General features: G+C 67.5%; 15 protein-coding genes. 13 read left to right on the top strand and 2 right to left on the bottom strand.

The features are described 5' to 3' along the window. Window positions 1–39: 39 nt before the first annotated feature. The 12 genes from ACT86A_RS22675 (at window position 40) to nuoN (ending at window position 15,721) form a co-directional block, all read left to right on the top strand. Window positions 40–594, top strand: a complete 555-nt coding sequence (locus ACT86A_RS22675) for a NuoB/complex I 20 kDa subunit family protein (RefSeq protein WP_445094208.1) — start codon at window positions 40–42, stop codon at window positions 592–594. Then, a complete protein-coding gene (locus tag ACT86A_RS22670) occupies window positions 591–1,367 on the top strand; it encodes an NADH-quinone oxidoreductase subunit C (RefSeq protein WP_445094207.1) in 777 nt (258 codons plus the stop codon). Before ACT86A_RS22675 ends, ACT86A_RS22670 begins: the two co-directional genes overlap by 4 nt. After that, on the top strand, window positions 1,367–2,701 hold the full coding sequence (locus tag ACT86A_RS22665; protein WP_445094206.1) for an NADH-quinone oxidoreductase subunit D: 1,335 nt from the start codon (window positions 1,367–1,369) through the stop codon (window positions 2,699–2,701). Before ACT86A_RS22670 ends, ACT86A_RS22665 begins: the two co-directional genes overlap by 1 nt. Beyond that, a complete protein-coding gene (gene nuoE, locus ACT86A_RS22660) occupies window positions 2,698–3,468 on the top strand; it encodes an NADH-quinone oxidoreductase subunit NuoE (RefSeq protein WP_445094205.1) in 771 nt (256 codons plus the stop codon). The genes ACT86A_RS22665 and nuoE overlap by 4 nt, the downstream gene beginning before the upstream one ends. Next, the gene (gene nuoF, locus ACT86A_RS22655) at window positions 3,465–4,787 is read left to right on the top strand and encodes an NADH-quinone oxidoreductase subunit NuoF (RefSeq protein WP_445094204.1); all 1,323 of its coding nucleotides are present in this window, start codon (window positions 3,465–3,467) and stop codon (window positions 4,785–4,787) included. The genes nuoE and nuoF overlap by 4 nt, the downstream gene beginning before the upstream one ends. Next, on the top strand, window positions 4,784–7,297 hold the full coding sequence (locus ACT86A_RS22650; RefSeq protein WP_445094203.1) for an NADH-quinone oxidoreductase subunit G: 2,514 nt from the start codon (window positions 4,784–4,786) through the stop codon (window positions 7,295–7,297). Before nuoF ends, ACT86A_RS22650 begins: the two co-directional genes overlap by 4 nt. Then, window positions 7,290–9,236, top strand: coding sequence for an NADH-quinone oxidoreductase subunit NuoH (nuoH, locus tag ACT86A_RS22645; protein WP_445094202.1), 1,947 nt, complete (start codon window positions 7,290–7,292; stop codon window positions 9,234–9,236). Before ACT86A_RS22650 ends, nuoH begins: the two co-directional genes overlap by 8 nt. Continuing rightward, complete coding sequence (locus ACT86A_RS22640) at window positions 9,233–10,063, top strand: NADH-quinone oxidoreductase subunit J (protein WP_445094201.1); 831 nt, start codon at window positions 9,233–9,235, stop codon at window positions 10,061–10,063. The genes nuoH and ACT86A_RS22640 overlap by 4 nt, the downstream gene beginning before the upstream one ends. Then, window positions 10,060–10,359 carry an NADH-quinone oxidoreductase subunit NuoK gene (nuoK, locus tag ACT86A_RS22635; RefSeq protein ID WP_445094200.1) on the top strand — a complete coding sequence of 100 codons (300 nt, stop codon included), beginning with the start codon at window positions 10,060–10,062 and terminating at the stop codon, window positions 10,357–10,359. Before ACT86A_RS22640 ends, nuoK begins: the two co-directional genes overlap by 4 nt. 1 nt (window position 10,360) lies before the next feature. Continuing rightward, window positions 10,361–12,238, top strand: a complete 1,878-nt coding sequence (gene nuoL, locus ACT86A_RS22630) for an NADH-quinone oxidoreductase subunit L (protein ID WP_445094199.1) — start codon at window positions 10,361–10,363, stop codon at window positions 12,236–12,238. Beyond that, on the top strand, window positions 12,235–13,860 hold the full coding sequence (locus ACT86A_RS22625; protein WP_445094198.1) for an NADH-quinone oxidoreductase subunit M: 1,626 nt from the start codon (window positions 12,235–12,237) through the stop codon (window positions 13,858–13,860). The genes nuoL and ACT86A_RS22625 overlap by 4 nt, the downstream gene beginning before the upstream one ends. 313 nt (window positions 13,861–14,173) lie before the next feature. Then, window positions 14,174–15,721, top strand: coding sequence for an NADH-quinone oxidoreductase subunit NuoN (gene nuoN, locus ACT86A_RS22620; RefSeq protein WP_445094289.1), 1,548 nt, complete (start codon window positions 14,174–14,176; stop codon window positions 15,719–15,721). 639 nt (window positions 15,722–16,360) lie between these two features. Here the strand turns inward: nuoN and ACT86A_RS22615 are convergent. Continuing rightward, on the bottom strand, window positions 16,361–16,885 hold the full coding sequence (locus tag ACT86A_RS22615; protein ID WP_445094197.1) for a winged helix-turn-helix transcriptional regulator: 525 nt from the start codon (window positions 16,883–16,885) through the stop codon (window positions 16,361–16,363). Between the two features lie 116 nt (window positions 16,886–17,001). Here ACT86A_RS22615 and ACT86A_RS22610 point away from each other — a divergent pair, with 116 nt between their 5' ends. Beyond that, complete coding sequence (locus tag ACT86A_RS22610) at window positions 17,002–17,940, top strand: NmrA family NAD(P)-binding protein (protein ID WP_445094196.1); 939 nt, start codon at window positions 17,002–17,004, stop codon at window positions 17,938–17,940. A gap of 145 nt (window positions 17,941–18,085) precedes the next feature. On the opposite strand, the gene ACT86A_RS22605 is transcribed toward ACT86A_RS22610, so the two are convergent. Next, on the bottom strand, window positions 18,086–18,787 hold the full coding sequence (locus tag ACT86A_RS22605; RefSeq protein ID WP_445094195.1) for a recombinase family protein: 702 nt from the start codon (window positions 18,785–18,787) through the stop codon (window positions 18,086–18,088). Window positions 18,788–19,088: the final 301 nt, after the last annotated feature.

The following is a 19,088-nucleotide window of genomic DNA, read 5'->3' as shown; positions in this document are numbered from 1 at the left end:
CGAATTCGTAGCCGACGAGTGGAAGCGAGTCAGACGAACATGGGTCTCGAGGAAAAACTGCCCAGCGGCTTCCTGCTGAGCACGGTGGAGGATTTCGCCGGATACCTGCGCAAGGGCTCACTCTGGCCGGCCACGTTCGGCCTGGCCTGCTGCGCCATCGAGATGATGGCCACCGGCGCGGGACGTTTCGACATCGCTCGCTTCGGTATGGAGGCCTTCCGCGCCTCACCGCGGCAGGCCGACCTGATGATCGTCGCGGGCCGGGTGAGCCAGAAGATGGCCCCGGTGCTGCGCCAGGTCTACGACCAGATGACCGAACCGAAGTGGGTGCTGGCGATGGGCGTCTGCGCTTCCTCCGGGGGAATGTTCAACAATTACGCGATCGTGCAGGGAGTCGATCACGTGGTGCCGGTCGACATCTACCTGCCCGGTTGCCCACCGCGCCCGGAGATGCTGCTCAACGCGATCCTGGCACTGCACGCGAAGATCCGGCAGATGCCGCTCGGCGTGAACCGCGAGGAGGCCATTCGCGCCGCCGAAGAGGCCGCACTCGCCTCGACGCCCACCATCCGGATGGAGGGTCTGCTGCGATGACCTTCGATACCGCCGACAACACCGACACTCCGGCCGCGCACGACGCGATCGACGCCGCGGCCACCGCTGGTCCCGAAGGGACACTGCCCGAACAGGAGTGCGCGCAGCCCGGTGCCGACGTGATCGCCGTACGGCGCGGCATGTTCGGTGCCGGCGGCACCGGCGACACCTCCGGCTACGGCGGCTTGGTCCGACCGGTCGCCCTGCCCGGCAGCACGCCGGCCCCCTACGGCGGCTACTTCGACGAGGTGGTCGACGCGCTGCGCGCCGCGTTGGCCGGGGTCGGCATCCGTTTGGACGCGGCGCTGGAGAAGGTGATCGTATTCCGCGGCGAGCTCACCTTGCACGTGCGCCGAGAGCATCTGCCGGCCGTCGCGCAGGCGTTACGCGACGACCCCGCACTGCGCTTCGAGCTCTGCCTCGGCGTGAACGGCGTGCATTACCCGGAGGATTCCGGCCGGGAACTGCACGCCGTCTACCCACTCATGTCGATCACCCACAACCGCCGCTTGCGAGTGGAGGTGTCCGCGCCGGACGCGGACCCGCACATCCCTTCGCTCTACGAGGTGTACCCGACCACCGACTGGCACGAACGCGAGACCTACGACTTCTTCGGCATCCGGTTCGACGGTCACCCGTCGCTCACCCGCATCACCATGCCGGACGACTGGCGCGGCCACCCGCAGCGTAAGGACTACCCGCTCGGCGGGATCCCGGTCGAATACAAGGGCGCGCGCATCCCGCCGCCCGACGAGCGGAGGGCATACAGCTGATGAACGACACCGACACCCGGCCCGGCGTCGCCGATGACACCGGACCGGAAGCCGCCGCGGTCACCGTAGCCGGACAAGACTGGGACCAGGTCGCCGAGAAGCTGGCCGGCGCGGGTGAGGAACGCATCGTCGTCAACATGGGCCCGCAGCACCCGTCCACGCACGGCGTGTTGCGGCTGATCCTGGAAATCGAAGGCGAGACGGTCACCGAGGCCCGCTGTGGAATCGGCTACCTGCACACCGGAATCGAGAAGAATCTCGAATTCCGCAACTGGACCCAAGGCGTCACCTTCGTGACGCGCATGGACTATCTATCGCCGTTCTTCAACGAGACGGCGTACTGCCTGGGCGTGGAGAATCTGCTCGACATCACCGAGCAGATCCCGGAGCGCGCGACGATTATCCGGGTGCTGCTCATGGAGCTCAACCGGATCTCCTCGCACCTCGTCGCCCTGGCCACCGGCGGCATGGAACTGGGCGCGCTGACTCCGATGCTGTTCGGGTTCCGCGAACGTGAGCTGATCCTCGACGTCTTCGAGACGATCACCGGGTTGCGGATGAACCACGCCTACATCCGGCCCGGCGGCCTCGTCCAGGACCTACCCGACGACGGAGTGCGCAAAGTACGCGAGCTGCTCGCGTTGCTGCCCAAGCGGCTGCGCGACATGGAGCATCTGCTCACCGCCAACCCGATCTGGAAGGCCCGCACCCAGGACATCGGTTATCTCGATCTGCAAGGGTGCATGGCCCTCGGCATCACCGGCCCGGTGCTGCGCGCCACCGGCCTGCCGCACGACCTGCGCAAAGCACAGCCTTACTGCGGCTACGAGAACTACGAATTCGACATCCCGACCACCACCGGATGCGACTGCTACGGCCGCTACGCCATCCGTGTGGAGGAGATGAAGGAGTCGCTGAAGATTGCCGAGCAATGCCTGGACCAGCTACGCCCCGGCCCGGTCATGGTGGACGACAAGAAGATCGCCTGGCCCGCTGACCTGCAGCTCGGCGCGGACGGTCTCGGCAACTCACCCCAGCACATCGGCAAGATCATGGGCAGGTCCATGGAGGGGCTCATCCACCACTTCAAACTCGTGACCGAGGGCATCCGGGTCCCGGCCGGCCAGGTATACGTGGCGGTGGAGTCACCGCGGGGCGAACTGGGCGTGCACATGGTCAGCGACGGCGGCACGCGCCCCTACCGGGTGCACTATCGCGACCCCTCGTTCACCAATCTCCAAGCGGTCGCCGCGATGTGCGAGGGCGGCATGGTCGCCGATGTCATCGCCTCGGTCGCCAGCATCGACCCGGTCATGGGCGGAGTGGATCGATGAACCCAGCATCGGATAGCGATTCCCGCGGCGGCGCCGGCCAGGTGACAGGTGCCGGTGCAGTCCTGCTGCAGCTCGGCACCCGGCCCGAGCCGTACCAACCGCTCGTGCGTGAGCGGCTGGAGACCGACGCCAAGGAGATCATCGCGCGCTACCCGCATCCGCGGTCCGCGTTGCTTCCCCTGCTGCACCTCGTGCAGTCCGAAGAAGGCTACGTCACCGGCACCGGCATCGACTTCTGCGCCGAACAGCTCGGCCTCACCGGCGCCGAGGTCACCGCGGTCGCCACCTTCTATTCGATGTTCCGGCGCACCCCGACCGGCGACTACCACGTCGGTGTGTGCACCAACACGCTGTGCGCGGTCATGGGCGGGGACGCCATCCTCGCCGCGCTCGAGCGCCACCTCGGCATCGAACCCGGCCAGACCACCGCCGACGGCGCGATCACCCTCGAACACGTCGAGTGCAACGCCGCGTGCGACTTCGCGCCGGTGATCATGGTCAACTGGGAGTTCTTCGACAATCAGACCCCCGAGTCCGCGCGTGCCCTGGTGGATGCCCTGCGCGCCGGAAAGCAAGTCACGCCGACCCGAGGCGCGCCCCTGTGCACGTTCAAACAGACCGCGCGCATTCTGGCCGGATTCCCGGACGAGCGCGCGGGTGTCCTGGACGGCGCCGCAGGCGAGGCGACACTCGCCGGCCTGCGCATCGCCCGCGAGCAGGACCGGCAAGCGCCTGCGCCGCACGACGATTCGGAGGGCCTCCGATGACCCTCACGCCGGTATTGACCGAGTACTGGGACGACCCGCAGTCCTGGACGATGGACACCTACCTGGGCCACGACGGCTATCAGGCGCTGCGCACCGCCCTGCGGATGGAGCCCGACCAGGTCATCCAGACCATCAAGGACGCGGGCCTGCGCGGTCGCGGCGGCGCGGGCTTCCCCACCGGCATGAAGTGGAGCTTCATCCCGCAGGGCCCCGGGCCGGACGGCGTCACCAAACCGCACTACCTCGTGGTCAACGCCGACGAGTCGGAACCTGGTACCTGCAAGGACATTCCGCTCATGCTGGCCACACCGCAAGCGCTGATCGAGGGTGTGGTCATCGCCTCCTACGCCATCCGCGCGGCGCACGCGTTCATCTACGTCCGCGGCGAAGTGGTTCCGGTGCTGCGACGGCTGCAGGCCGCGGTGGTGCAAGCCTACGAAGCGGGTTTCCTCGGTCACGACATCCTCGGCTCCGGCTACGACCTCGAACTGATCGTGCACGCGGGCGCGGGCGCCTATATCTGTGGTGAGGAGACCGCGCTGCTGGATTCACTGGAAGGCCGCCGCGGGCAGCCCCGCCTGCGGCCGCCGTTCCCTGCCGTGGCCGGCCTCTACGCCTGCCCGACGGTGGTGAACAACGTCGAATCGATCGCCAGCGTGCCACCCATCATCCGCAACGGTATCGGGTGGTTCCGCTCGATGGGCAGCGAGAAATCCCCCGGCTTCACCCTCTATTCGCTGTCGGGCCACGTCGTCCGGCCCGGACAGTACGAGGCGCCACTGGGTGTCACGCTGCGGGAACTGCTCGGCTACGCCGGTGGTGTGCGCGCTGGGCACCGCGTAAAGTTCTGGACTCCGGGCGGCTCGTCCACGCCGCTGTTCACCGCCGAACACCTCGACGTTCCGCTCGACTACGAGGCCGTCGCAGCCGCAGGATCCATGCTCGGCACCAAAGCGCTGCAGATCTTCGACGACACCACCTGTGTGGTGCGGGCGGTGCTGCGCTGGACCGAGTTCTATGCCCACGAGTCCTGCGGCAAGTGCACGCCCTGCCGCGAGGGCACCTACTGGCTCGTTCAACTGCTGCGACGGATCGAGTCCGGCGACGGCGACGAGTCCGACCTGGACAAGCTGCTCGACATCAGCGACACCATCAACGGCAAGTCGTTCTGCGCCCTCGGCGACGGCGCGGCCAGCCCGATCATCTCCTCGCTGCAGTACTTCCGCGAGGAGTACACCGACCACCTGCGGGTTGGCGGATGCCCATTCGACCCGGCGCGGTGCACCGCATGGGCCGAGTCAGGAGAAGGGGTGCGATGAATCCGGTACCACGTAGCGATTCGATCCGGGCGACGGGTGCTCCCGCCATCGTCAGCGGGCCGGCTCCGGCCGACCTCGTGACCGTGACCATCGACGACACCACCGTCAGCGTGCCACCCGGCACCCTGCTGATCCGGGCCGCCGAACTCATCGGCATCCAGATCCCCCGCTTCTGCGACCATCCCCTGCTCGACCCGGTCGGAGCGTGCCGCCAGTGCCTGGTCGAGGTGGAGGGCCAGCGCAAACCCGTCGCGTCCTGCACGATGGCCGTCACCGACGGCATGGTAGCCCGTACCCAGCTCACTTCCGCCGTCGCCGACAAGGCGCAGGAGGGCGTGATGGAACTGCTGCTGATCAACCATCCCCTCGACTGTCCGGTATGCGACAAAGGCGGCGAGTGCCCGCTGCAGAACCAGGCGATGTCCACCGGTCGCGCCGAATCCCGGTTCGACGGACACAAACGCACCTATCCCAAACCGATCCCGCTGTCGACGGCGGTACTGCTGGACCGGGAACGCTGTGTGCTGTGTGCCCGCTGCACCCGCTTCGCACAGCAGATCGCCGGGGACCCGTTCATCGAGTTGCTGGATCGCGGTGCGCTGCAACAGGTCGGCACCGCGCAGGCCGAGCCGCTGGACTCCTACTTCTCCGGCAACACCGTACAGATCTGTCCGGTCGGCGCGCTCACCGGCAGCACCTACCGCTTCCGCGCCCGCCCCTTCGACCTGGTGTCCAGTCCGAACGTGTGCGAACACTGCGCCTCCGGTTGCGCGCAGCGCACCGATCACCGCCGCGGCAAGGTACTGCGTCGGCTGGCCGGTGACGACCCGCAGGTCAACGAGGAATGGAACTGTGACAAGGGCCGCTGGGCCTTCGCCTACGCCACCGAACCCGACCGGATCACCACCCCGCTGGTGCGCGGCTGGGACGGTAACCTCGCCCCGGCCTCGTGGTCGCAGGCGCTGGCCGCGGCGGCGGCGGGTCTCGCCGCGGCGGTCGGCAATGCGGGTGTCCTCGTCGGTGGCCGGGTCACCGAAGAGGACGCCTACGCGTACGCCAAATTCGCGCGAATGGCGCTCGGCACCAACGACATCGACTTCCGCTGCCGGGCGCACTCGGCGGAGGAGGCCGACTTCCTTGCCGCCCGGGTCGCGGGCCGGCCCGCCGCGGTCACCTACGACAGCATGGAAGCCGCGCCGGTCGTCCTGCTGGTCGGGTTCGAGCCGGAGGAGGAGTCGCCGATCGTCTACCTGCGCCTGCGCAAAGCCGCCCGCAAGCGCGGCCTGCCGGTCTACTCGCTGGCGCCTTTCCACTCCCGCGGCCTGGACCGCATGTCCGGCCGCCTGATGCGCACCGTGCCAGGCGCCGAACCCCATCTGCTCGACGCGATCGGTGCCGGGGAGATCACCACGACCGGCGCGGATCCCGCGGCGCTTGCCGACCTGGCCCGGCTGCTGCGCGAGCCGGGCGCGGTGATCATGGTCGGCGAGCGGATGGCCGGTGTCCCCGGCGCGCTGTCGGCGGTAGTGCGGCTCGCCGATGCGACCGGAGCCGCCCTGGCCTGGGTGCCGCGCCGGGCGGGTGAACGCGGCGCAATCGAAGCGGGCGCGCTTCCCGGTCTGCTGCCCGGCGGACGCCCGGTCGCTGATCCCCGGGCCCGGCAACAGGTCCGGGCGGTCTGGAACGCCGCGGACTTGCCGGTCGGCGCCGGTCGTGACACCACGGCCATCCTGGCGGCGGCATCCGGCCTCGGCGCCCTCGTGATCGGCGGCATCGACGTCGCCGACCTGCCCGACCCGGCCGCGGCACTGACCGCCATCGACGCCGCCCGGTTCGTGGTCAGCCTGGAATTGCGGCGTAGCGCGGTCACCGAACGCGCCGACGTGGTCTTCCCGGTGGCTTCGGCGATGGAGAAGTCCGGCACCTTCCGCACCTGGGAAGGTAGGCCGCGTCCGTTCGCCGCCGCGCTCGGCGACGACATGGTCCGCCGCCAACCCGCATCGCTGTCGGATCAACGGGTGCTGCACGCCATCGCCGAGGAGATGTCGGTGCGTCTCGGCCTGCCCGATACCGAATCCGCCCGCGCCGAACTCGCCGAACTCGGCGCCTGGGACGGCGTGCCCGTCGCCGCGCCCACGCGCCGGCCGCACGAGCCGGCCGTGGCGCAAGTGGGCACCGCGATCCTCGCCAGCTGGCGAATGCTGCTGGACGGGGGGCGTATGCAGGACGGCGAACCGAACCTGGCCGGCATCGCCAGGCCCCCGGTGCTGCGTCTGTCGGCGACCACCGCCGCGGAGATCGGTGTCGCCGAACACGATCCGGTCACCGTCGCCACCAGCCGCGGCGCGATCACGCTGCCGCTGGTGATCAGCGATCTGCCCGATCGCGTGGTCTGGCTGCCGCAGCACTCGCCCGGCTGCTCCGTCACCGAACAGCTCGCCGTCCAGCCCGGCGCCATCGTCCAACTCCGGCGCGCCGACGAGAGGATGAAGGAGCACCGTCATGAGTGACCCGACACTGTTCATCGCCTCGACCGCGGTGCCTTCCGTGGTCACGCATGCCGGCACCGCCGGGCCTGACGCGCTCGCCGGGTTCGTCACGACTTCGGCCCTGGCCACACACGCCGCCGAGCCCTACGCGCCCGTCGGCTTCGGACACGACCCCCTGTGGCTCGTGATCGCGAAATCGCTCGCCATCTTCGTCTACCTGATGCTGATCCCACTGGTCGCGGTGGTGGCGGAACGCAAGATCGTGGCACGCATGCAGATGCGTATCGGTCCCAACCGGACCGGACCGTTCGGCTCGTTGCAGAGCATCGCCGATGGCGTGAAGATGGCCCTCAAAGAGGACATCGTCCCGGCGATCGTGGACAAACCGATCTACATTCTGGCGCCGATCATCTCGGTGGTGCCCGCTTTCATGGCTTTCGCGGTCATTCCCCTCGGGCCGCAGGTGTCGATCTTCGGTGTCACCACCGCGCTGCAACTCACCGACCTGCCGGTGGCGGTGCTGTACATCCTGGCGATCACCTCCATCGGCGTTTACGGCATCGTGCTGGCCGGGTGGTCGTCGGGCTCCACCTATCCGCTGCTGGGCGGCTTGCGCTCGACCGCGCAGGTCATCTCCTACGAGATCGCGATGGCGCTGTGTTTCGCCGCCGTGTTCCTGCTCGGCGGCACCATGGCGACCTCACGCATCGTCTCGGCGCAGGAAGGCACCTGGTATGTCTTCCTGCTGCTGCCGTCGTTCCTGATCTACTGCGTCTCGATGGTCGGCGAGACCAACCGGGCGCCGTTCGACCTGCCGGAGGCTGAGGGCGAGCTGGTCGGCGGCTTCCACACCGAGTACTCCTCGCTGAAGTTCGCCATGTTCATGCTTGCCGAGTACGTCAACATGGCAACGGTTTCCGCGCTGGCGACCACACTGTTCCTGGGCGGCTGGCGCGCGCCGTGGCCGCTGAACATGTGGGACGGCGCGAACTCCGGCTGGTGGCCGGTGCTGTGGTTCACCGCCAAAGTCTGGACATTCCTGTTCGTCTTCATCTGGCTGCGCGGCACGCTGCCACGGCTGCGCTACGACCAGTTCATGAATCTCGGCTGGAAACTGCTGATCCCGGCCTCCTTGGGCTGGGTCATGGTGGTGGCCACCGCCCGGGTGCTGCAGGCCGAGGGCTACCCCGTGCAGACACCGATCCTGGTGATCGGGGGCCTGGTGATCACCGGCCTGCTGGTGCTGCAGTTCCTGCGGGCGGGCCGGGCGAAGGGAGAACCGGCGCCTATCGAGGAGCCCGCCGCCGCTGATTCCCGGGTCTTCCTCGGTTTTCCGGTGCCGCCGCTGCCCGCCGACGCGCACATTCGAGACGCCACCCGCGCCAAAGCCGGTCTGCTCGAGCCGTTGTCCGGATTCGCGGTCACCGCCGCGACCATGTTCAAGAAACCGAACACCGAGTTCTACCCGGAATACAAGACGCCGACCGCGCCGCGCTATCACGGCAGGCACCAGCTCAACCGTCATCCCGACGGCTTGGAGAAATGCATCGGCTGCGAGCTGTGCGCCTGGGCCTGCCCCGCCGACGCGATCTACGTCGAAGGCGCGGACAACACCGAGAGCGAGCGTTATTCGCCCGGTGAACGCTACGGCCGGGTCTACCAGATCAACTACCTGCGCTGCATCGGCTGCGGATTGTGCATCGAGGCCTGTCCCACCCGCGCGCTCACCATGACCAACGACTACGAGATGGCCGATGACAACCGGGCCGACCTCATCTACGAGAAGGACCGGTTACTCGCTCCGCTGCAACCCGGCATGACCGCGCCCCCGCACGCGATGTACCCCGGCACCGACGAAGCCGATTACTACCTCGGCCAGGTGCCCGGCGGCCCGCACGGCCCCGAGCCCACGGCCGGCGCGCCCGGGCAACCGGCGGCCGCGGAAGGAGCAGCACGGTGACCGATTTGATCCTGGCGGCGGAGCCGCTCACGCACACCTCGACCGGCGAGGCCGTCGAATTCTGGATTCTCGCCCCGCTTGCGGTTTGCGGGGCGCTCGGCATGGTCTTCGCGCCCAAGGCAGTGCATTCCGCGATGTGCCTGGCCGCGACGATGATCGCGCTGGCCGCCTTCTACATCGCCCAGGACGCGCTGTTTCTCGGCGTCGTGCAGATCGTGGTGTATACCGGCGCGGTCATGATGCTGTTCCTGTTCGTGCTGATGCTCGTCGGCGTCGACTCGGCCGAATCGTTGCGGGAAACGATCCGCGGTCAGCGCCTCGCCGCCGCCGGCGTCGGCGTCGGCTTCGGGCTGCTGCTCAGCGGCGGCATCGCCCGGGGTGTGCGTGAGTCCGGATTTACCTTTCCCACTTCAGGTTTCGCGGGCCGCGACGTGATCGCCGAGCTGGCCGAACTGATCTTCCTGCGCTATGTGTGGGCTTTCGAACTCACCGGCGCCCTGCTGATCGCCGCGACCATCGGCGCGATGGTGCTGGCCCATCGCGAGCAGCTCGGGCCCCGCACCGGCCAGCGCGAGATGTCCCGGCGCCGGTTCCGGGAGACCGGGCACCGCGCGACGCCGCTCCCCACCCCCGGGGTCTACGCGCGGCACAACGCGGTGGACATCCCCGCGCGGCTCCCCGACGGCTCGTTCGAGGAGCTGTCGGTCAGCACCATTCTGCGGCACCGCCGCACCAGGGCGCTCACCGAAGCGGCCGTCATCTCGGTCGGCGACGCCCAAGCACCGGACGTGACCGACAACTCCAGCGACGAGGAAGGCAACCGGTGAATCCCGAGAACTACCTGTTCCTGTCCGCCCTGCTGTTCACGATCGGCGCGGCCGGCGTGCTGCTGCGGCGCAACGCGATCGTGGTGTTCATGTGCATCGAACTGATGCTCAACGCGGTGAATCTCGCGTTCGTCACCTTCGCCAGGATGCACGACAACCTGGACGGGCAGGTATTCGCGTTCTTCACGATGGTGGTCGCGGCTGCCGAGGTGGTCGTCGGCTTGGCCATCATCATGACCATCTTCCGCACCCGCCGCTCGACCTCGGTCGACGACGCCAACCTGCTGAAGTTCTGACGTGGACACCGCAACGCTGTGGCTGCTGCCCGCCCTCCCCCTGGCGGGTGCGATCGTCCTGCTCCTGGCCGGGCGCTACGGCGACAAGTGGGGTCACCTTCTCGGCACCGCGATGGCGCTGGCTGCGTTCGCGGTCGCCGCGAACGCCTTCATCGCCATGCTGGGGCGCGATACTCCCGAACGGCCGGTCCATCAGAATCTGTTCAGCTGGGTTCCGGTCGCCGGGCTCCACGTCGACTTCGCGCTGCAATTGGACCAGCTTTCGATGTGTTTCGCGCTGTTGATCACCGGCGTCGGCTCGCTGATCCACATTTATTCGATCGGCTACATGAGCCACGACCCAGGGCGGCGGCGTTTCTTCGCCTACCTCAACCTGTTCCTGGCGGCCATGCTGCTGCTGGTGCTGGCCAACAACTACCTCGTACTCTATCTCGGCTGGGAGGGCGTCGGACTCGCCTCCTATCTGCTGATCGGGTTCTGGTACGAAAAGCCCTCCGCGGCAACGGCGGCCAAGAAGGCGTTCGTGGTCAACCGGGTCGGCGACATGGGCTTGGCGATCGCCATGATGGTGATGTTCGCGACGTTCGGCTCGGTCGACTTCGGCGCCGTGTTCGGCGCCGCGCCCGGCGCGGGCGAAGGCACGCTCACCGCGATCGGCCTGTTGCTGCTGCTTGCCGCATGCGGCAAGTCCGCGCAGGTGCCCCTGCAATCCTGGCTCGGCGACGCGATGGAAGGCCCCACGCCGGTGTCGGCGCTCATCCACGCCGCCACCATGGTCACCGCGGGCGTATACCTGATCGCCCGGTCCAATCCCATCTTCGATCTGGCGCCGAACGCTCGGCTCGGGGTGGTGCTGGTCGGCGCGGTCACGCTGCTGTTCGGCGCGATCGTCGGTTGCGCCAAGGACGACATCAAGAAGGCGCTGGCCGCCTCCACGATGAGCCAGATCGGCTACATGGTGCTGGCCGCGGGTCTCGGCCCGGCCGGCTACGCGGTCGCCATCATGCACCTGCTCACCCACGGATTCTTCAAAGCCGGACTGTTCCTCGGCGCCGGGTCGGTGATGCACGCGATGAACGATGAGACCGACATGCGCCGCTACGGCGGCCTGCGCACCCTGCTGCCGATCACCTACGTCACCTTCGGCCTCGGCTACCTCGCCATCATCGGGGTCCCGCCGTTCGCCGGGTTCTTCTCCAAGGACCGCATCATCGAGGCGGCGTTCAACCAAGGCGGTGTGGCGCTGGGCCTGGTGGCGTTGCTCGGCGCGGGACTGACCGCGTTCTACATGACGCGGGTCATGCTGATGACGTTCTTCGGTGAGCGACGCTGGAAACCGGACACCCATCCGCACGAAGCACCCGCGGTGATGTCCGGTCCGATGATCCTGCTCGCGGTGGGCTCGGTCGGGGCGGGCGCGGTGTTCGTCTTCGGCTCCTCGTTGCAGAACTGGCTGGAACCGGTGGTCGGCGCTCACCACGGCCCCGAAACCATCCCAGCGGCACTGGTGACGGTGCTCGCGCTCGGCGTGGTCGCCATCGGAGTGGTCCTCGCCTATGCCCAGTACGCGCAGCGCGACATCCCCGAGACCGCGCCCGTACCGGTGTCCGCGATGACCGTCGCGGCACGCAAAGACCTCTACGGCGATGTGGTCAACGAGGCAGCGTTCATGCGGCCAGGACAGCATCTGACCCGGGCGCTGGTCTTCCTCGACAACCGCGGCATCGATGGCGTCGTCAACGGCACCGCGGCGCTGATCGGCGGGTTGTCCGCGCGTGCCCGGCGGATGCAGTCCGGGTTCGTGCGGGCGTATGCCCTGTCCATGTTCACCGGCGCGGCCCTGGTGGTCGCCGCCCTGCTGGCGGTGAGGTTGTGGTGAGCGATTTTCCCTGGTTGACGACGCTGTGGCTGGTTCCGCTCGTCGGTGCGGCGATCGTGCTCGTCCTCCCGGCCGCGCGACGCACCCTCGCACGCGGTGTGGCGCTGAGCTTCTCGCTGCTCGTGCTGGTCACCGGCATCGTGCTCGCCGTGCGCTTCGATCCCGGTGGAGCGCAATACCAATTCGTCGAATCCCACCGATGGATTCCGGCATTCGGCGCCGGATACACCCTCGGCCTGGACGGCGTCGCGCTGGTGCTGGTGTTGCTGACTGTGGCCCTGGTACCTCTGCTGATTCTGGCGGGCTGGCACGACGACCGTGAAGTGGGCAGCGGTAAACGGGTCGCACACACCTATGTGGCGCTCATTTTGCTCGTCGAGGCGATGGTGCTGATCTCCTTCGTCGCGCTGGACATCCTGCTGTTCTACGTGTTCTTCGAGGCGATGCTCATCCCGATGTATTTCCTCATCGGCGGATTCGGGCCACGCACGGCAGACGCGCTCCTGCGCCGACAGCGCTCCCGGGCGGCGGTGAAGTTCCTGCTGTACAACCTGTTCGGCGGACTGATCATGCTCGCCGCGGTCATCGGGCTGTACGTGCTCACCGCCCGCGAAGGGCTGGGCGAGGGCTCGTCGGGGACGTTCGATTTCCGCGTCGTGGTCGCGGCGGCCGCTGCGGGCCAGCTCGGCGCCGGGCCCGCGGTGCTCAACGCCTTGTTCCTCGGGTTCATGTTCGCCTTCGCCGTGAAGGCTCCGCTGTGGCCGCTGCACACCTGGCTGCCGGACGCCGCTGTCGCGGCGACACCGTCCAGCGCGGTACTGATGATGGCCGTGGTGGACAAGGTCGGCACCTTCGGCATGCTGCGCTATTGCCTGCTGCTGTTTCCCGGCGCGTCGCAAACCTATGCGCCGCTGGTGATCACGCTAGCGGTGATCGGCATCGTCTACGGCGCACTGCTGGCCATCGGGCAGACCGATCTGATGCGGCTGATCGCCTACACGTCGATCTCCCATTTCGGCTTCATCATCCTCGGCGTGTTCGCCATGACCAGCCAGGGCCAGACCGGTGCGACGCTGTACATGGTCAATCACGGCATCTCCACCGCCGCACTGTTCCTGGTGGCCGGCTTCCTGGTGTCGCGGCGGGGCACTCGCCTCATCGCGGCATTCGGCGGCGTGCAGAAGGTTGCCCCGGTGCTGGCCGGCACCTTTCTCATCGCTGGGCTTGCGACGCTGTCGCTGCCCGGCCTCGCACCGTTCATCAGCGAATTCCTCGTGCTGGTCGGCACCTTCACCCGCTACCAACTGGCGGCGGTCGTCGCCGCCAGCGCCCTGGTGCTGGCCGCACTCTACGTGCTGTGGCTCTACCAGCGGATGATGACCGGCCCGGTGAAGGAAGGCAATGAACGAATCTATGACCTCGCTCCCCGCGAAGTCGCCGTCGTGGTCCCCTTGATCGTTGCGTTGCTGTTCCTCGGCGTCTACCCGAAAGTTCTGACCGACTTCATCAATCCCACGGTGAGCCGAACCCTCACCACCATCGGCCGCAGCGATCCCGCGCCGTCGATACCCCCGCTGCCCGAAGCCGGATCAGCCCACCACACCGAGGGCGTACACAAATGAGTGCGCGCACTGTCGGCGATACATCGACGCACAGCGAACGCCGAGTGCGGCGATCGCCCTCCCGCGCAACCACATCATTGTCGAGCGGTGCGAGACCGAGCATGCCCGGCTCACGTCCGAGCGGCCGCGGCGTCCACGACGAAGTCGCCGGCGCCGGCCGCGCGGACGCGAACGACCAGAGGGCCGCTGACACGCAGCGTCGCGGGCGCGGCCAAACAAACACAGGACGGTCTGAGTGAACAACTTCGACTACACCGCAACGCTCGCCGCGAGCGTCCCGGCGCCGAGCATCGAATACGGCGCCCTGTCCCCCATGCTCATCGTGTTCGGCGCCGCCGTCCTCGGCGTGCTGGCCGAGGCATTCGTCGCCCGCCGCTTCCGGTATGCGACGCATCTGGTGCTGAGCCTGGTCGGTCTGGCCGCGGCGCTGGTCGCTGTGGTGGCATTGACGGGTACCGAGTCCACTGCTGTCGCCGGCGCCGTGGCAATAGATGGCGTCACGTTGTTCCTGCAAGGAACGATCCTGGTGGTGTCGATCCTCGGCATCTTGTTCATCGCCGAACGCGGAGCCGAGCCGCGCGAGCAGGCGCGGTCGGGCCCGGGAACCTGGAGTCTGGCGGCCGCGACTCTTGGGCGCGGCGTGGACGCGTTCACTCCGCAGGCTTCGGCGGTGCCCGGCAGCGCGGCCGAAACCGCGGCGTTGCGCGCGGGTGTCGCGACGACCGAGGTGTTCCCGCTGACCTTGCTGGCCGTCGGTGGGCTGCTGCTGTTTCCGGCGTCCAACGACCTGCTCACCATGTTCGTGGCGCTCGAGGTACTGTCGCTGCCGCTGTATCTGCTGTGCGGGTTGGCGCGGCGCAAGCGGCTGCTCTCCCAGGAGGCCGCGCTGAAGTACTTCCTGCTCGGCGCGTTCTCCTCGGCGTTTTTCCTCTACGGTGTCGCGCTGCTGTATGGGCAGGCGGGCACGGTGCGACTCGGTGGCATCGCCGACGCTATCGGCGGGCATCCCGAGGACACGACGCTGGCATTGCTCGGGATCGCCATGCTGGCGGTCGGGCTGCTTTTCAAAATCGGTGCGGTACCTTTCCAGTCCTGGGTGCCGGACGTGTACCAGGGCGCCCCGACCGCGATCACCGGTTTCATGGCGGCGGCCACCAAGATCGCGGCAGTCGGCGCCTTGGTGCGCGTGCTGCAGGTCGCGGTGCCCGGCCTGCGCGACGACTGGCGCCCGATCCTTGCCGCCGTCGCGATCGCCACCATGGCGGTCGGTGCGGTAATGGCGATCACGCAGACCGACGTAAAGCGGATGCTCGCGTATTCCTCGGTGGCCCATGCCGGTTTCCTGCTCACTGGCCCGGTGGCGGCCAACGACCGTGGCGTCGCCGCGGTGCTGTTCTACCTGGCGACCTACGGCATCGGTACTCTCGGTGCGTTCGCCGTGGTCAGTCTGGTCCGCGAACCGAGTGGTGACGAAGCCACCGCCCTGCCCCGCTGGGCTGGTCTCGGCCGCCGTTCACCCTGGCTGGCAACGATTTTCGCGCTGTTTCTGCTTTCGTTCGCGGGTTTGCCGCTCACCAGCGGTTTCGTCAGCAAGTTCGCCGTCTTCGAGGCCGCAGCCTCGGGCGGCGCCATAGAACTTGTGATCGTCGGTGTGATCTGCAGTGCCATCGCGGCGTTCTTCTACTTGCGGGTCATCGTGCTGATGTTCTTCACCGATTCGCCCGCCGACGGTCCGGTTCTGGTCACCCCGCCACTGACCACCACCCTCGTCGCGGTCACCGCGGCGGTCACGTTCGTGCTGGGCGTCTTCCCACAGCCACTACTCGACCTGGCCGACCAGGCGGCGACATTCGTCCGCTGACCCGATCAGCCGCAGCCACGCCGAAGACCCCGCCACGCTCCGCTACGGAATGGAAGCGCTCCATCCGAAGTTCCACAGCCTCCGCCACTGCGATCTGCCGGGAAAGTGCATCGTTGGCAAAGCCATGATGGCGGCCAAGCACACCGTGCCACCGAACTCGGTTGGTCTCATAGCGAATTCGCCGCTCGAAGCATCACAAGACAGGCCTTCATCACCCTCGCCAACTACTGGGCGCCCGCGCACAGGCGTCCAGGTGGACACAGCCGAGATCAGGATGCAACTTTTCACTCGACTACCTTGGCCGCCTGTGGCCTGAATGCTGTTGTCGCAGTAGGGAGCCACGCGCCGATTCCATAATGAGCAACAATGTCTACCACCGATTCCACACTGCGCAATCATCCACTGATGGGTGCGTAACGCGCGTCGATTACCGGCATCGCTGCACTGAACTGAGGCAGGTGCCCCTCTTCGAGGGCCACGCACATGCGCTTGCGCTGCCGGGCGGAATCCACGCACTCACCTCGGCCTCGACGGGTACCCGGCTTCGTCCTCCCTGATCGGGGTGGGCGGCCCGCCCGTTGCGCAATCCCGACGAGGCCAGCGAAGGTTCACGCTGAACCCAGGCGGTGAGCAGCGGATTTATGACTCGGTGACTGACTGTGCCCGTAGTCGACGCGCTTGGCGCAGTGTGGGGTCGAGCCTGTCCTTCATGAAAGCGTCGGCTTGCGGTCCTGCCAGGAATGCGGAGTTGATCGCCGATAGTTGTCGACCGCTGGTTTGATCGGTCAAGACCGGGATGATCTCCTCGCCGTTGCCCTGGTCGACCAGGACAACCTGGCTGTTTCCGACAGCCGAGTGCTTCACGCCCCACGCGTAAAGAGCGACGATCACCACGGCCAGATCCTTGCCACGCGGCGTCGGCGTGTATTCGAAGCGTTTCGGCGTGGCCGTATATTGCCGCCGCTGCAGCAAGCCTGATTCGACCAGCGTTCGCAGCCGCCGGGTCAGCATGGACGGAGCGATGCCCAGATTGCGTTGCAGCTCGTCGAATCGGGTGAACCCGTCCAGCACGTCGCGCATGATCACCAGCGTCCACCAGTCCCCGACCAGTTCCAACGCCCCGGCCACCGGGCAGCCCATCGACTGGAAACTGGTGTGTCGCACAGGTGCTCCTTTCCTTCGTGATATCGGCGGTCAGCCTCGACTACTTTACTTGCATAATAGAAGTCACTCGCCATACCGTGTGTTCCACTCCGGCAACCACGACAACGAGGTGCTCCATGACAGCCCCTGCGACTCACTCCGACCAACGGACGCTGGTACTCGGCGCCACCGGCCGCCACGGCCGAACTGGCGCGCGGATCGTCGAGCGGCTGCTCGGCCACGGTCACCAGATGCGGGTAATGGCCCGTGCCGACGGGCACGCGGCCGAGGAACTGCGCGAACAAGGCGTCGATGTGGTGATCGGCGACTTGCTGGATCGGCGGACGTTGCGTGCGGCGGTCGATGGCATGGACGCGGTCTACTTCGCCTACCCGGTCGCGCCGGGTATCGTGCCCGCGGCGGCGAACCTGGCCTCGGTCCTGCGTGAAGCCGCGCTGGCACCGCATCTGGTGGTGATGTCGATGGCCGCTGCGGCCGCGGAAAGCCCCAGCGGACTCGGGCGAGCTCAATACGTGGCCGAAGAGCTGTTCGCCTGGGCCGGGCTGAAGCCGACGGTGCTGCGGGTGGCCGCTCTGTTCTATGAGAACATCCTGCTCCTGCATGGTCCGTCCATCCGGGCGGCCGGCGGCTTCGCCAACAGCTTCGGTGCGGGCCGGGTACCGTGGATCAGCGGACGTGATGCCGCCGACCTAGCGGTTGCGGCGCTGGTGGACCCGAATCGATTCGCCGATCACCCGATCACGTACACGCCCGGCGCCGAACTGCTCAACCATGCCGACATCGCCTCGGTCATCAGCGCGGAAATCGGCAGTCGCGTCCACTACACCCACATCCCGCAACAGCAATGGCAAGCCGAACTCGCCGGTGCCGCCGGACCGGTGATCAACCCGGACATGGCCCAACACATATCGACCATCGGAGCCATGCTGGCAAACCCCTCAGCAGCGCTGCCGGTCACCCCCGACCGACACCGGCTCGCCAAGCTGATAGGCCATGAGCCGATGCCGTTCACTGAGTTCGTGGGCCGACATCGGAACGAATTCCAATACCCCTGAGGGTCTTCGGACTGGACGGCGAACGCGTCGGCATCGGGTCGAGTGTCGGAAAATCCCCGGCCGAGACACTATCGTCCGGGAGTGGCCGCCGTCGCCGGCCGCGCCGACACGATGGCGGACGACGTAAAGCAACCTCTCAGCAAACTCATGGAGTTCGCCGCTTACCCCGCTCATGAGTAGTTGAGGTACGGAAAGTGCCGCTGAGATTGATCTTGCTTGGGTCTGCCTCGGGGATGTGGTTGTCGAGGCTGCCCGGGGAGACGCCCAGCAGCTTGGCGATCGAGGTGATCGAGCGGCCGGGGTCGGGCAGCAGGTCGCGGGCGGTGCGGATGACTTCCTCGGTGGCGACGCTGGGGCGTCCGCCGACCCGGCCGCGCTCGCGGGCGGCGGCTAGGCCCTCGTTGGTGCCGATGACGATGAGTTCGCGGATGAACTCGGCCAGGGCGGCGAAGACGTGGAAGACGAGGCGGCCGCCGGGGGTGGTGGTGTCGAGGTTCTCGCGCAGCGAGGTGAAGCCGATGCCCCGGGTGCGGAGTTCGGCGACCATGTTGATGAGGTCCTGGAGGCTGCGGCCGTAGCGGTCCAGACTCGGGACGACGAGGGTGTCGCCGGAGTCGAGGAAGGCGTGGCACGCCTTCAGCTCGGGGCGGAGCGCGTTCTTGCCGGACTTCTTGTCTGCGAAGATCTTCCGGCATCCGGAGGCGTTGAGTGCGTCGAGCTGTCGTTCGAGTTTCTGCCCGCTGGTCGAGACCGGGCGTATCCGATCTTGATCTCGGCGCGGACGAGCGGTTCGGCGACGAGGAGATCCGGCTCGGCCGGTTCGGGGGCGGTCATGGCCCCGGATCATGTCAGAAAACGGTGGTCCGAGGTTGTTGAACGACCCCGGTTTTTGAAGGGCTTTTTGAAGGCCGTGAGGGGTCCGGGCGGCCTTGCGGGGCGATCTTCAGAAAACGTTTTTTGAAGGCTCGTCGGCTATGCCGCACGCCCGTCCCGGCTGGGAGTGGGCCTCTATGCAGGCTCCACCCAGACATCGAAGTTCGGGCCGCCGATCTCCGCCCTGAGCTCGACGTCGCCCCGAAACTCGCGGATCTCTCCGACACGGCTGACGAGGGGATGGCACGCCAGACCCGGATACGCCAGAAACCGCC

It is taken from the genome of Nocardia glycosmidis (genome assembly GCF_052545115.1).
The sequence above is the reverse complement of the archived record's forward strand: the minus strand, read 5'-3'. Positions and strand labels throughout refer to the sequence as shown.

Excerpts from the sequence above, each read along its gene's own strand:
- ACT86A_RS22675 (WP_445094208.1), top strand. The coding sequence starts at position 40 with ATGGGTCTCGAGGAAAAACTGCCCAGCGGCTTCCTGCTGAGCACGGTG.
- ACT86A_RS22670 (WP_445094207.1), top strand. The coding sequence starts at position 591 with ATGACCTTCGATACCGCCGACAACACCGACACTCCGGCCGCGCACGAC.
- ACT86A_RS22665 (WP_445094206.1), top strand. The coding sequence starts at position 1,367 with ATGAACGACACCGACACCCGGCCCGGCGTCGCCGATGACACCGGACCG.
- nuoE (WP_445094205.1), top strand. The coding sequence starts at position 2,698 with ATGAACCCAGCATCGGATAGCGATTCCCGCGGCGGCGCCGGCCAGGTG.
- nuoF (WP_445094204.1), top strand. The coding sequence starts at position 3,465 with ATGACCCTCACGCCGGTATTGACCGAGTACTGGGACGACCCGCAGTCC.
- ACT86A_RS22650 (WP_445094203.1), top strand. The coding sequence starts at position 4,784 with ATGAATCCGGTACCACGTAGCGATTCGATCCGGGCGACGGGTGCTCCC.
- nuoH (WP_445094202.1), top strand. The coding sequence starts at position 7,290 with ATGAGTGACCCGACACTGTTCATCGCCTCGACCGCGGTGCCTTCCGTG.
- nuoN (WP_445094289.1), top strand. The coding sequence starts at position 14,174 with ATGCTCATCGTGTTCGGCGCCGCCGTCCTCGGCGTGCTGGCCGAGGCA.
- ACT86A_RS22610 (WP_445094196.1), top strand. The coding sequence starts at position 17,002 with ATGACAGCCCCTGCGACTCACTCCGACCAACGGACGCTGGTACTCGGC.
- ACT86A_RS22605 (WP_445094195.1), bottom strand. The coding sequence starts at position 18,787 with ATGATCCGGGGCCATGACCGCCCCCGAACCGGCCGAGCCGGATCTCCT.